The sequence below is a fragment of the Pseudomonas sp. TWP3-1 genome, assembly GCF_049896625.1.
In the GTDB taxonomy this organism is placed as follows: domain Bacteria; phylum Pseudomonadota; class Gammaproteobacteria; order Pseudomonadales; family Pseudomonadaceae; genus Aquipseudomonas.
Genome location: NZ_JAFCUQ010000005.1, coordinates 134,613 through 147,861 on the forward strand (window position 1 = coordinate 134,613; position 13,249 = coordinate 147,861).

At 47.9% G+C, this 13,249-nt stretch carries 13 protein-coding genes; all 13 read right to left on the bottom strand.

Translation table 11 applies throughout. The features are described 5' to 3' along the window. Nucleotides 1–13 precede the first annotated feature (13 nt). The 13 genes from ACP7BN_RS09425 to ACP7BN_RS09485 all read right to left on the bottom strand — a co-directional run bounded on the left by ACP7BN_RS09425 (nucleotide 14) and on the right by ACP7BN_RS09485 (nucleotide 13,236). On the bottom strand, nucleotides 14–640 hold the full coding sequence (locus ACP7BN_RS09425; RefSeq protein WP_426203494.1) for a glutathione S-transferase family protein: 627 nt from the start codon (nucleotides 638–640) through the stop codon (nucleotides 14–16). 103 nt (nucleotides 641–743) lie between these two features. Then, the gene (locus tag ACP7BN_RS09430; RefSeq protein ID WP_426203496.1) at nucleotides 744–1,670 is read right to left on the bottom strand and encodes a LysR family transcriptional regulator; all 927 of its coding nucleotides are present in this window, start codon (nucleotides 1,668–1,670) and stop codon (nucleotides 744–746) included. A gap of 95 nt (nucleotides 1,671–1,765) precedes the next feature. Further along, nucleotides 1,766–3,013, bottom strand: a complete 1,248-nt coding sequence (locus tag ACP7BN_RS09435; protein ID WP_426203499.1) for an MFS transporter — start codon at nucleotides 3,011–3,013, stop codon at nucleotides 1,766–1,768. A 3-nt stretch (nucleotides 3,014–3,016) separates the two neighbouring features. After that, a complete protein-coding gene (locus ACP7BN_RS09440) occupies nucleotides 3,017–3,997 on the bottom strand; it encodes a HesA/MoeB/ThiF family protein (RefSeq protein WP_426203502.1) in 981 nt (326 codons plus the stop codon). Then, nucleotides 3,990–5,423: a hypothetical protein gene (locus ACP7BN_RS09445; RefSeq protein ID WP_426203504.1), complete on the bottom strand. Its 1,434-nt coding sequence runs from the start codon at nucleotides 5,421–5,423 to the stop codon at nucleotides 3,990–3,992. Before ACP7BN_RS09445 ends, ACP7BN_RS09440 begins: the two co-directional genes overlap by 8 nt. A gap of 39 nt (nucleotides 5,424–5,462) precedes the next feature. Next, complete coding sequence (locus ACP7BN_RS09450; protein WP_426203506.1) at nucleotides 5,463–6,695, bottom strand: hypothetical protein; 1,233 nt, start codon at nucleotides 6,693–6,695, stop codon at nucleotides 5,463–5,465. Nucleotides 6,696–6,852: 157 nt separating this feature from the next. Then, nucleotides 6,853–7,845, bottom strand: a complete 993-nt coding sequence (locus ACP7BN_RS09455; protein ID WP_426203507.1) for a cupin-like domain-containing protein — start codon at nucleotides 7,843–7,845, stop codon at nucleotides 6,853–6,855. Nucleotides 7,846–7,935: 90 nt separating this feature from the next. Continuing rightward, nucleotides 7,936–8,082, bottom strand: a complete 147-nt coding sequence (locus ACP7BN_RS09460; RefSeq protein WP_426203509.1) for a hypothetical protein — start codon at nucleotides 8,080–8,082, stop codon at nucleotides 7,936–7,938. Between the two features lie 584 nt (nucleotides 8,083–8,666). Further along, nucleotides 8,667–9,869 (bottom strand): ATP-binding cassette domain-containing protein, encoded by a 1,203-nt coding sequence (locus ACP7BN_RS09465; RefSeq protein WP_426203511.1) that lies wholly within the window; start codon nucleotides 9,867–9,869, stop codon nucleotides 8,667–8,669. Next, nucleotides 9,842–10,396, bottom strand: a complete 555-nt coding sequence (locus ACP7BN_RS09470; protein WP_426203513.1) for an ATP-binding cassette domain-containing protein — start codon at nucleotides 10,394–10,396, stop codon at nucleotides 9,842–9,844. Before ACP7BN_RS09470 ends, ACP7BN_RS09465 begins: the two co-directional genes overlap by 28 nt. 386 nt (nucleotides 10,397–10,782) lie before the next feature. Beyond that, complete coding sequence (locus tag ACP7BN_RS09475; protein ID WP_426203515.1) at nucleotides 10,783–11,064, bottom strand: hypothetical protein; 282 nt, start codon at nucleotides 11,062–11,064, stop codon at nucleotides 10,783–10,785. Continuing rightward, nucleotides 11,061–11,942, bottom strand: coding sequence for a hypothetical protein (locus ACP7BN_RS09480; protein WP_426203517.1), 882 nt, complete (start codon nucleotides 11,940–11,942; stop codon nucleotides 11,061–11,063). Before ACP7BN_RS09480 ends, ACP7BN_RS09475 begins: the two co-directional genes overlap by 4 nt. 109 nt (nucleotides 11,943–12,051) lie before the next feature. Further along, nucleotides 12,052–13,236 carry an amidohydrolase family protein gene (locus ACP7BN_RS09485; protein WP_426203518.1) on the bottom strand — a complete coding sequence of 395 codons (1,185 nt, stop codon included), beginning with the start codon at nucleotides 13,234–13,236 and terminating at the stop codon, nucleotides 12,052–12,054. Nucleotides 13,237–13,249: the final 13 nt, after the last annotated feature.

The following is a 13,249-nucleotide window of genomic DNA, read 5'->3' on the forward strand; positions in this document are numbered from 1 at the left end:
TGGATTGCGAGTATCAAGCAGTGGTTTGCAGACCGGCGACGGTGCGCGGCATACCGACAAAACCGGGCAAGGCTTCGACGCGCGCCAGCCAGGCGCGAACGTTGGCGTAGCCGTCCAGCGACACATTGCCTTCCGGTGCATGAGCGATGTAACTGTAGGCCGAGACGTCGGCGATGGTTGGTTCGCTGCCGGCCAGAAATGGCGTCTTGCAGAGTTCGGCGTCCATCACCTTGAGGAAGTTATGGGCTCGGGTGATCACTTCTTCGGCGTTGAGTTTCGCCCCGAACACCGTGATCAGCCGCGCCGCTGCCGGGCCGAAAGCAATTGGACCGGCCGCCGCAGACAACCAGCGCTGCACGTGCGCGGCACCCACTGGATCGCTGGGCAACCAACGGCCATTGCCATACTTCTGCGCCAGATACACCAGAATCGCGTTGGAATCGGCGAGTACCACGCCGTTGTCATCAATCGCCGGCACTTGGCCGAAGCTATTGATGGCCAGGTATTGCGGCTGCTTGTGCTCGCCCTTGGCCAGGTCGACGAAGATCAGTTCGGTCGGCAATTGCAGCAGCGACAACATCAGCTCGACACGGTGAGCATGGCCGGAACGCGGGAAGTTGTAGAGTTTGATCGGTTGCATGGTCGACTCCGCTGGTAGAGGTGCCGTTCTGGACTGACGTCACCGATGGCAGTCATCTTCTACCCATCGTCAAAACAACAGAATCACCAGCATTCGCAATCGATTATTTCATTGAAGGAAATAATGCCGCGTTCTTCAGCGCCGGATGCTCACGCAGAGCCTGCACCGCATAGTCGACGAAACTACGCACCCGCGCGGGGGCCTTGCGCCCACCTTGATACACCACATGAATCGGCAGCGGCGGCAGTTCGAAATCGGCGAGGACAATTTCCAGTTCACCCGAAGCGACCTTGCTCGCGACTTGATAGGACAACACTCGGGTCAGGCCCAAGCCCAGACAAGCGGCACTGATTGCAGCCTGATTGGCGGTCACCACCAGGCGCGGTTCCGGGCGCACGCTGATCAGTTCTCCATGCTCAAGAAAAGGCCAGTTGCGTAAATGGCCTATCGCGGAGGTCGCCACCACCCGCGCGCTCGCCAGTGCCTGTGGATGAGTCGGCCGACCATTGGCCGCGAACCAGGCCGGCGAACCACAAATCACCCGCCGCACTTCACCCACGCGAATCGCATGCTGATTGCTGTCCGGCAGCTCGCCGATACGCACCGCCACATCGATGCCTTCCTCGACCATGCTGACGATCCGGTCGACCAGCACGGCATTGATGCAAACGTCTGGATACTGCGTCAGATAACCGGCCATCACCGGTGTGACAAACAGCTCGCCGAACAACACCGGCGCCGTCACCGTCAATTGCCCACGCGGTTGAGTGTGACTGCCTGCGGCGGAATCCTCCGCTTCCTGCACCTCGGCGAGAATTCTCCGACAATCCTCCAGATACCGCTGACCCGCTTCGCTCAGATGCACGCTACGTGTAGTGCGGATCAGCAATTGCGTACCGATGCGTTGCTCCAGCGCTGCAACCGCGCGGGTAACGCTCGCGGCGGACAAACCCAGGCGGCGCGCAGCCGCAGAGAAGCCCTGCTCCTGGGCGACGGCGGCGAACACCTGCATTTCCTGGAAACGATCCATTCATCAACCTCTAAGTGGTAGCAGTCCTCAGTCGGTGAACATCTGAGTCAGGACTACATACATGTCATGCCTCTAACCGCCAGCAGTTGAACGATCTAAGCTTCTTGTTTTTTAAAATGGACTTTTTGCCTCCCTAACAGCAATGTCGTACCTACGCCAAACAAGCCAACAAAACACGTGGCTGCAACTATGATCAAAGTCAACGAGAAACCATATAGATCTAATAGTCCACCGAACACAGTATAGGAGATGCCGATAACAACTGAGTTAACCAGGTTTGCAACAGAGAGACAGGAAGCTCGAATACGTGACTCGACATTATCATGAATATAGGTTTCATATGAAGTTTCATAGATAGCGGGGAGTGACATGATCAGTAGGAAAGTTACAACTGAAGTGATTGTACCGATATTCAATGACAAAATAAAAAGAAGAAAAGTAACAATAACAGTAGTAGTAAAAGCAATGATACCGAGAGAAAACCTGGAACAAATAAACCCGGCAGCCACGAACATGCCTGCCGATATAGCTTCAACGGCAGCATAAATACCAGCAATTACAGGAATCTCTAAGCCCTGCATGGAGAAGAATGGTTGGCCATAGATAAACAACGGAATCGTTGAAAGTTCGAACAAAGCATATCCAATAAATAAAGGCATCAGAAACGCGCCTTTCTTGGAACGGAAAAAGTTAATTAATAATGTAAGAACCCCCTCTGTTTTTTCGTCGTTCATGTCGCTTGCTTTATGGGCGTTTAGTGAGCTAGAAGGAAGCTTGGTTTCGGGAATTAGCGTTACAACAATAGCGCCAACCAGCTTTGACATGGCAAAGAAGATGTACACGCTATTCCAAGACCAAGTGTCTTGTAATACGCCACCCAATAGCATCGACAACCCTAACGATACCGCACCAATGGCCCGGGCACGCGATATTATCTTAGGATACTCTTCAGCTCGATTTTCAGCTAGTAAGTTATCATACAACAAGGCCCTGTCTGAACCAGAGCCCATCGCAATACTAGCGCCGAACAGGCAAAATATAATTGCAAAAGGAATGAAAGATGAAAAAAGCATAAAACCAATGCCACTTATAAACAGCCCTAAAAAGCCGATCACAAGAGATACTTTACGACCATATCGATCTGCGAGTAGACCAGATGGAATTTCTAACGCTACGGCAGAAAAGAATAAAAAAGATTGGAGAATACCTATTTCTCCTTGTGAAACACCAAGTTGCAGCAGATAAAGTACGAATAAACTTCTCTGAACATCCGAATTCATAAAAATCGATAATGTATAAAATAAGTTATCGTTCTTATTTTTTAAAATTTTTAATGCGCCCATTTTTTATTTAAACACCTGTTTTTTTGTAAACTCAAAAGAATGGAAATTTAGGTTTAAGGTGCATCCATCTGTTTTTGAAGGCCCCATTTTTGCCAAATACTGAAAAGCTTCCCACGCGATAAGGTTAGCAACAATCGAGTTAGTTATTCCATTGGACGGAAACCGCGCAGGAACAATTGTTTTTTTACAAACGCTACGCACCTCTTTAATCCAGCGCAGATAGGCCTGAAATGAAGATTTCTCTTTGAGAAGTGGCCCCAGGATACCGTTATTAATACCAACGGCACCAAACAGCGCCGATGTGCCTGCTTGGACTGCTGCGTTAGCGACGTAACTCTGAATTGCTCCTTTAGGTTCATCAGCGCAGCAGATTATTAAATCCGCTCCCTTCGCAAACTTTGCTAACTGCCTACTGGACGATACCTCAGCTATAATGGAGGTGGCGTCGACTACTTTTTGATTTTCCATTAGTCTTTGAGCAAGTACATCTGCTTTATATTGACCAATATCGTGCGTACCAAAAACAAACTGACGATTAAGATTGTTCATGCTTACTTTGTCGAAATCAATCAAAATGAAAGACCCCACACCTGAACCGGCAAGGCTTTGTGCAACTAAAGCTCCTGTACCACCGCATCCGACAACTACTATTGATGAGTTTTTTAGCTGCTGACTCATTTCTTTATTTGGTGCAACAGCTTCATTCCACGACCATTGCAAAGTCTGTAACGGCGTCATCCCATAAGGCGGCGCAGTATGTATGAGATTAGCATCTTTAAGTTTTCGAAGAAGGCTTCCTCCTGGCTCATTATCCAATTCTACTTCTATGCCTACGGTACTCAATCGATGAAGTAGATTAGCAGTATGTAAATTTGAGGGAGTGATAGTTTTTATGCCATTCTCTGTGACCAATTTAAGTTGATTGTCATCACTAAGAATTACGACATCACCACGTAATACCCATAGGCTTTCTTTTTTAAGCAAGGTGGGATACCTCAGTCACATTGGCATCACTTATATTTTTAACAAACATAGCCATAGGCCTATAAACCGTTTCAGCCAACATCATGGGTAAAACTTCATTGCTAGATTTTGAGTAAAGTTGTAGAAAAATCGATTTAATAAAGCTTATCGATTCAGCGGAAGTATCCAAACCAGATATTTTTCTCTGAAAGAGTGCCAGACGCAAACTTTTCTCACTGGCTGCATCTACAATTAGCGTCTTCAATATTTTTTTCTCTTCATTTGTGAGTGCTTGCCAAAGTTGATTGCACTCCATAAGGAGATGAAGTGATTTCTTTTTATTGTTTTGTCGTGGCTCAACAAATGCTTGAAGCAAGGTCTCTGCGTAACTCATTGTTTCGAATGGGCTATTTAATCGTTGATAGCTTGCAAGGATAGGGAAAGAGTAATATGAAGAAAATGCAGACCATGATAAGAGTATCTTTGTATCGGCGTTGGGAATAACGTCTAATGCCTTGGTTAATCCAATGCCACGGTACTGTGGATGTACAATAACCCGAAATGATTGCAACACATATTTATTGATTTCCGAAAATGCAGGGAATATGTCAAACGCTTTTGGCCACGGGCGAATACACAAATTAACACCCACCAACTCCCCCTTGGAGTAAGCGGTGACAACATGATCAACTAGGGGCGCCAACATATCAATGTCATTTTTATTGTCATTTTCATAATGATAGCGAGAAAGTTTTTTATAATCGTCTATAGTGCCTTTTCTAATTGTTATTTCAAGGCTTTGTAATATATTCGGGCTAATTGGTTTTCTGTTGAAGACACTGTGTTTACCGTTAGAGCAAAGCTTAATATGAGTGTCTGGGTTTAAGAAATCGACAATGTCATCGTGGCAACTTGCAATAAAAGCACTTTGTTTATTGGAGCGAAGAATTTTCCCTAAATTCATGGCTACAATCAGAGCTGTACGCCTGTCCAATCGTGTAGTGAACTCGTCAAGAACAAGTGGCCCAACACCTTTTAGTAAAGCTAACGCAATAAGGAAGCGCTCTTTTTGTCCATCAGACAGGTGCGAAAAAGGACCAATCAGGATACGTGGTTCTCCCAACCCAAATTTGGAAAGATAGCGAATGACCTCACCTGCATCTCCATAAGGGATAATTTCGGCGATAGGTTTCTCTTTCTCAAAGTCATTTGGTATTTCTCTTACATTCGTAAAATGGCGAGAAATATCTTTTAATAGTAAACTTTTACCAACACCACTTGCCCCTGTTATCAGCACAATTCCGTCCGCAGGAATGTCTAGATTTGATAGCGACTCCATCCACCCTTCTTCGGACAGGCCAAACGTTTTAATTATATCCTCGCAAACCTTGCTCGAACTATTTAGCGGGGGAATATGTAAATCCACTTTTGTGTGTATCATATTCATAGCTAGGACCTCATTAGCTGAATAGTTGCAATGGGTACATCAATTTTTAAAATTAACATTACTCAAACAAATGCTTGGAATAGCACCAATTATCACGCTTGGACATATATCATCTAATAAATCATCAAGCAATTGTATATGCGCGCTGGTAAACATAGATGACTTTAATGTATCAACATATAATTGTTGGGCTTGTGATTCACTTCGCCAGGCGGGGCATAATATGACTGACGCATATCTCCCCCAAGCATCATCTGTTGGTCCAGAAACTATCATTAATCGCATATCTGCTTTAACTTTAGGCGCTGAATAGCTGTCAGAAACCGGCGTGCACCATATGCCATTTTGATGAAGAGTCGTCGCAATAGACCAAGCTACCGTAGCATTAGGATAATAATCGGAAAAAGCTAGAGTGATACCTTCTCTCGATGCTATCGGCGGCCAATCTAAAGGTATTAGATTTCTTAGCGGTACTGGATCATCAGATAGTGTAGAGGCTCTTGCCCAACCTACATGTTCTCCGCAGTTTGTTTGTTCTAAAATACATTTAATTTCTTTGCGAAGTGATTTTTTGTCATCTCCAATAAGCTTGCCTGAGAAAACAAGAATAGCTCTGAGAGATGTTCTATTAACAATACGCTGTCCATTTACTGATGGCATTGAGTTAAATGGAGTGGCGGTATCTGCAGTCTGATTAATGATACCGTTTTCATAAAGAGTGAGATTCTCTTCAGGGTTACGAACGACTTCTATCAGAATAGGAGGAATGCTATGGTGAGGGCAGAAAGCCTCCCACCGATTAGGGGCAATTTCACAGACTTGTCGGGCTCCTGGCCATTTATCAGTGCGGAACGGTATCCAGGCAGGAGAGGATAGCAATCCATCGAAGGCAGGAACTTTGTCCTGGAATCTGATAATAGCACTGCCATCTTGTGTTAACCCTAACGTTGCTTTACTCATAATTAGATGACGGACAATAACATCCTGACTCGCAAGATAATTAAGTCCATTTAAATAATCCGCCCCTGAAATATTACCTACGTTACGGTTGCTATTCGCATTGGGAGAAAGAATGTAAGTATGCCCTTCATCTTTTATATTTATATCACAGCCGCCCTCTATATCCACGTTTGGCAGTGGCGAAGACAATGGCGCTCGTGGAGGAAGCGCACCAAGACTCGCTATCTGTAGCGCCCCATAATTTCGAGGAGATTTTAATGATCCAGGAGGTGCATCCACAGCGATTCTAATTAAGTGATTCTTCTCCGTCACATAGCTTCCTTACTTAGTGCCAGCTTTCCAGGGATATTAAATATTACAGTTATCTAGAGCAAATTATCTCAGAGCGGTCTAAACAATATGTACCGCAAGATAGCGTGCAAAAACAGTTTTCAGTTAATGTGTTATAAATTTGGTTGTGGTGAATCGGTTATTCGTTACCAAAAGAATTCTGCTGATGATAACCGCTTAGGTAATCTTCAGACTTTTTTGCTGATTTTTTGAGAAACAAGATATAATTTTTCTCATGCTCAACAAACCCCCCGATCTTATGAGACAAGGGTGGAGATAGTGTCTTTTCTGCTTTAAATAATTCCTCCCTGGCCGCTCTTCCTAATTCTTCAATTTTACTTAATAGAGGTAGAACGAATCCACGCATTTGCTGTTCAAAAAGTGGAAACCTACAAGTGTCTACGTGTAAGTTTTGAACAGCGATAGTGAATCCACAGTTTATTACGTTGTGCCACCAACCTGGGGGAATATATATTGCATCACCTGCCGATATTGCACCTTCAAAAATATCGACACCTTGCTTGAGTACTTCATTCGCAATATCAGGATTAAATAAATCTTGCCCATTCGAAACCGCAAATGTATGGGATGGCGATACCAAGCGTGCTTTTTTTTGACCCACAATCATTGTCAACACCGAATTAACAAAAAAAGAATCTGTATGCAAAGGGCTTGATACGTGTTGATAGCCGATGAGCAAATTTGTCGGTGGTATTGAGATTGAAGATGGTAGTTTGTATAACCAATTATCAGGAAAACAAGGGAGGGTCATGTCTATATCATTTAGAAGCTCAGGATAATCTTTGTGATAGATCCATCCACCCAAATAGGGTAACTCAGCATTATTATCAAAAGCGTTATTTTTTAGTGCTAAATCTATGTACTCTCCCAGAGGCATTTTAGTTTGGTCTTTATAAAGCTCTTGCCGTTTTGTCTTGTAGTAACAGACAGGTACTTTAACGTGCCCATAAGTTTTTCTGAAAAAGTCCGCAGACCAGCGCCTCATGGCGGGCCAATCCTTGCCCATTCCTTTTAGAATGACTGGCTTTTCATTCATGAGATAATTCTTTTGGAATAACATTGTGTCATTGGCATCAATGCTATCAAGAAGAATAATGGCTTTATTTTCCAAGTGAACAATCCTTGCTCAATAGGCAACTGCTGATTCAAAAAAAGGTCAAACATTATGAATGACCTTTTTTATCATGCTTCTAGCAAACTATTAACAGCGGCCGAAAACTGCTTGAAGCATCAGTTCATCATCGGCTGAATCCATGAAGAAAGAGACGTCTTCATTTTCTGTGGTAGCTGAAAAAACATTTGGGTTGTCTGATTCCAATACATATTCAATCACTTCTTCATTTTTCATTTTTGTATTCTCATTAGTTAGAATGATGAGGTATTAGCAATTTTAGATTAAGCAGTCATTGATTAGTTGAGCTTTTCGACCCGGACTGACCCTGTTTTATCAGGGAAGATCCGCGTAACGTCTGAACTAATCAGTGCCCGTCTGAATAAAGACCATGTTTCAGTATTACGCAAATGCAGACTTTGTAAGTGTGTGTGTCAGCCCATCCGTGATGGGAGATATAGCTGCTGCAATTCACCCGCAGGAGTAAAAACATAGAGGCCGCATAGCGTGAGTTGCAGCACCCGACCTTTGCGATACGGCGCAGCGCCATTTATCACCAAAAACTGAGTGCCGAAGACCTCCCCTATTTATTCGGTGATGCCCAAGGCCTCAATGTCGGATTGCATGGATCGACCATCAACCGGGAGTTGCACCGCATGGGTTTTCGGGAGGTGCTGGGGATTGAAGCGCGCGTTGATCACCTAGGAGAGAGGCTCAACCTTGACACGCAGTTGCGGTCTTGCCGTATTCGAATTGCCTGACCCGGAGCAGCACGCTGTCTTCGTAGTGATGTTTATAGCTACTTGGCCGTGCTCCACGCGCTACCCTAAATCGAGCAGGACGCCGAGCTGAGCAATCTGTTGCTGCCACTCACGCTGTAACTCTGGCTTCTGGTGCTTGACTTTACGCGCTAGGTCCTCCGCTAGTTTACTTTCCAGATCCAACAGAGTCGTCAGTAGGAGTTCTTCTGATTCCGGCAATACAAACGATCGTTCATCCTGCAACGGCGCGGCTAACGTGATGGGTACATGAGCGTTTGCCAGATTGGCATACACTGGCGCAAGATCGTGCCAGTCTTTCAGCCTATGGTTATCTATTAACCAGAAACGATTACAGCTTTGCTCAATCAGTGTACGGTCGTGAGAAACCAGCAATACGGCGCCGCTGAACAACTTTAGCGTTTCCGCCAGTTCCTCTTTACCTTCCATATCCAGGTGGTTAGTAGGCTCATCAAGCAACAACAACGAATAGTTTGCCAGTGTGAGACCGATAAACAACAACCGTGAACGCTCGCCGCCGCTCAGGGTGCTCACCTTTTGTTGATGGCGCAGGTATGGGAAACCGGCACTTATTAGTGCCATTTTTCTCTGGTCATCTGTAAGCGACGAAAAAGGGACGAGTGCTTCGTTTAAGGTGTCATCGTCACGCAGCTGCTGCAGGCTCTGATCATAGTAACCGACGCGTACTTTCGGGTGGAATACCACGCCATCCTCCATTGCCTCTGGAGAACAGAAGGCGCGCCATAGGGTATGCAGGAGTGAGGATTTACCACAGCCATTGCGGCCAACAAGTGCAATCCGGTCACCGCATTTAACCCGAATTTCGCCCAGTTCGAACAGCACTGGTGCATCTGACGCGGGCCGAACCTGCAAATGTGATAGCTCTAACAAACGGTCGGCTGTTAACGCTTCGCCATTAAGACGCAACTGCCACTGAGTACCTGCAGTGACCTGAGTCTGGTCATCCTTCATCCGGTCGACCTGTTTCTCCATTTGTTTGGCTTTGCGCGCCAGCTTCTCGCTATCGTAGACGCTGCCCCAGATTGCCAGGCGTTTAGCGCTTTTTGCAACTCGGTCAATCTCTTTTTGCTCGGCCTGACGGCGGTGGGTATCTGCAATATCTTTCTCTGCTAGAGCTTCACGCGCCTGCGTGCAGGGTAGTCGAATAAACTGCAGGGTCTGGTCGCGTAATACCCATGTGCAGTTGGTGACGTTATCTAAAAGGCTGCGGTCATGGGATACCAAGACAAAGCTGCCCCCCAGGTTTTCAGGAAGTGTTCAAGCCAAAGTAACGTGGGCAAATCCAAATGGTTACTGGGTTCGTCCAACAACAATAAGTCCGGCTGCCGGATCAGTGCACGGGCCAACAGAAGGCGCGTGTGCTGCCCTCCGCTGAGCGTTCCGGCAGTCAATTTCCAGGCAGCTTCATCAAACCCCAAACTGGCCAGCAGCGCTTCGACCTGCCAGCGTTCGTATTGATGCAAACTGTCTGGAGCATGATTGATTACCGCCTCGAGGAGTGTGTAAGCATTCAGGTCCGCGGGCAGATGCTGTTCAACCCGTGCCATCCGGCATTGGCTTGACAGGGTAATGGTGCCGGAAGTTGCAGCGAGATCGCCGCTAAGGATTCTCAGCAGGGTACTTTTGCCACAACCGTTATGACCAATGAGGCCGATGCGGTCACCTTTTTTAAGGCCGAAGGAAATATCAGCGAACAAAGGGCCAAAGGTATTATCGTGACTGATAGATTGTGAAGAAAGCAGGGTAGTCATTATCAGGCTTACTCAAGTTCACGAACGTGGAAATAGAAATGCTGAGCGTCAAAAATACTGACGATAGTCGATAATGAATCTCCCCGGGTTTTCTAGACACTCTCCAGCAGCCCCTGCGTAATGCCGTTCAAACTCTCATACTCAATTGTTCCTCGCTGGCACCGAGGAAAAACCTTCGGTACACACGTGCAACAAGCGCAGGGTTGAACATTGCGTCCCAAGGATGGGTTTTGTGCACAGCCAATGACCTTTCGAAGGCTTGCTGCGTACTGATGTGCGTCATTGCAAGTTCTGGCAGTTCCTTGTGATGACGTTTGGGAGCGGATGGAGAAATGTCACAGGTTCGGTGAGCTGGCCGTCGATCAAGTTGCTGTAGAAGCTACTGGTCACACGAAGCAGATCGGTGCATCTTCAGACCGGAAGTGCGTTGCGGCCGGGTGATATTCATCGAGGGTCGGCTCCGCTTCTTTACCGATGCTGACCTGGCCGACCCATTTCAGGAGTGTGCTCGCCGCCAGCGCGCCAGGCAGACTCTCCCAGCCACGCGACAGACCTCGAATACACGAGCAATGTTTCGATTCAAGCAAAGAGTGCGTGGCTATCTGCTGAATTTTTTCGGGTGTAAGCATCATTTCATCGAGTTCCAGAAGATCATCGATCAGGCTCAACTCTGGGTTAAACCGGGCTTTTTAAACAGGCCTTCAATTCTGGGCAAAACAAACTGCAGTATTTTCGGCATGGTATGGATGGGTAACTGACTGCAGGCGAAATACAGGGCCATGGTCGGCGAAAGACTGAAGCCCAGTGCGGACCATAACAATCCGACATTGCGGTTTCCGCCATTCAGCGCCATGGTGAATCTGGACACCAGCGACCCAGGGTACAAGCAGCCCATGAGCAGTTGCATGCAAACATTTACGCCGTAAGCGATGAGGATCATTGAGATCGCCAGCGACGGCGTTTGCAGAATAATGCTTTGCATGCCCGCCATCGTTCCAATTGCAAACAAGAACAGCGCAATGACCACAATACCGTCGATGGCCAGACCATACGTGGCGACAAACGATTGCGAAAAGCGCCGGATCAATATGGCCGCACCTTCGGCCCCGCCAATCAATATGGCAAGTCTGATGGCAAGGTCGATCGGGTCGATCGAAAGGGAAAGGCCGTCGGCAAATACATGCAGGATCAGCGGCGCCGTTATCGGAATGATTGCCATCGAGCACAGCGCAGTGACCAGCGACATGGAAGGGTCAAGCCCGAGCATTCTCGCCACCGCTGCATTACCACTGGCCGGTGGAGCGGCAACCGCAATCGCGATGGCAAGCGACAGTTCCTGATTACCGCTGATATACAGCGACAGCATCCCGAAAAAATACGGACACGCCACCACCATCAGCGCTGGAAATATCAGTGATATTTTCAGGTTTTTTGCCGCTTTGATGACCTCCGCGTTATTGATACGCAGGAGCGTGCCGAGCACGAATATAAAGACCATGACCGGCAGTAACGGTCTGGCCAGGGCTGCAAGATCAGGAATGACCAAGCCAATCGCACACCCGGAGGCGAGCACCGTAGGTCCCCTCTTGGTTATTTCACCGAGAATTCTATGCATACATTAGTACTCAGACTGCGTCCCGCTCGGGACGCATCCATTAAGAGTGGAGAGTTATCTCGGGTGAAACCGATGGTGGCGGGGGGTTTTTGGACTGTCTGACGACCAGGCGCCCATCAATCAGAATCGCGGTGATGCTCGGCAGGTCACCACTGCTGAAACTGCCCAGTACGCCAGGCTGTGCGCCACCCAGCGGGCCGCACGCAACCAACAAGTCCGCTTCCCTGCCGACACTCAGAATTCCACGATTGAGTTTTCTGACCTTTGCTGTATTGCCGGTCGCAAAGCACACAGCTTTTTCCGCAGGTACATCGCCAAAACTACTGAGCAAAGCGATGGCTCTGAGCATGCCGAGGGCGGGCACCCCACATCCGGCAGGAGAATCGGTACCGATCACAATGCGATCCAGCTGATTGAGTTCTCGCGCGTAGTTCAACGTGGTCACCGCCGCGAACTCATTACCGTTGTGCACGATTTCCAGCGCACCGAGGCAGCCTTCACACAGGCAGCGAATCTGGTTGGGCGCGAGTGCGGTGTAGCCGCCATTTATGTGGCCGATGATGTCCGGGGCAATTTCGAGGATCTCTTCTGCGCCCATTTTCTGTGAGGCAGAGATGGACGGGCCGCCCGTATGGGTGATGGAGGTCATGCCGTGTTTGCGGGCCATCTTGACCAACTCGGCTGCGCGACTCACGGATTTGACGGGACCGATGCCGACCTCACCCAACTGGCGAATGCCTTGAGTGGCCATTTCGGCGAAGTCCTGATCGGAAAACTCGTCATTGAGCAGCGGCGCACCGGCTTCCATCTTGATCCCGGAAGGACGCACATTGGCAAACGAGCGTTGCGCGGCTATGGCCATGGCCATCATGCCGACCCTATCAGTCGGCAGACCTGGAACGTGGACTTCGCCGGCGGAAATCATGGTGGTGACGCCGCCCTGCAATGAGTGCCAGATCCAGTTGTGATTGCCGGAGCGCGGGCTGTACTCACCGAGGGTCGGGTGGGTGTGATTGTCGATCAACCCTGGCATGACGGTGGTCTGTTTCGCGTCGATCAGCAGGTCTGCATTGGCAAAATCAACGTCCTTGGCCTGCCCGATGTAAGTAATGATGCCATCGACGCTGACAAGCGTATCCGCATCAATCAGTGGTCTTTCAAGATCACCCGTCAGGAACGTGCCAATGTTATGGATAATTGATGTGTAGCTGTTTGGAGCCAACATTTACATTACCTCT

What these genes read in the sequence shown, in the direction of transcription:
- ACP7BN_RS09445 (WP_426203504.1), bottom strand. Translation starts at nt 5,423, where the DNA reads ATGAATATGATACACACAAAAGTGGATTTACATATTCCCCCGCTAAAT.
- ACP7BN_RS09460 (WP_426203509.1), bottom strand. Translation starts at nt 8,082, where the DNA reads ATGAAAAATGAAGAAGTGATTGAATATGTATTGGAATCAGACAACCCA.
- ACP7BN_RS09485 (WP_426203518.1), bottom strand. Translation starts at nt 13,236, where the DNA reads ATGTTGGCTCCAAACAGCTACACATCAATTATCCATAACATTGGCACG.
- ACP7BN_RS09470 (WP_426203513.1), bottom strand. Translation starts at nt 10,396, where the DNA reads ATGACTACCCTGCTTTCTTCACAATCTATCAGTCACGATAATACCTTT.
- ACP7BN_RS09435 (WP_426203499.1), bottom strand. Translation starts at nt 3,013, where the DNA reads ATGGGCGCATTAAAAATTTTAAAAAATAAGAACGATAACTTATTTTAT.
- ACP7BN_RS09430 (WP_426203496.1), bottom strand. Translation starts at nt 1,670, where the DNA reads ATGGATCGTTTCCAGGAAATGCAGGTGTTCGCCGCCGTCGCCCAGGAG.
- ACP7BN_RS09425 (WP_426203494.1), bottom strand. Translation starts at nt 640, where the DNA reads ATGCAACCGATCAAACTCTACAACTTCCCGCGTTCCGGCCATGCTCAC.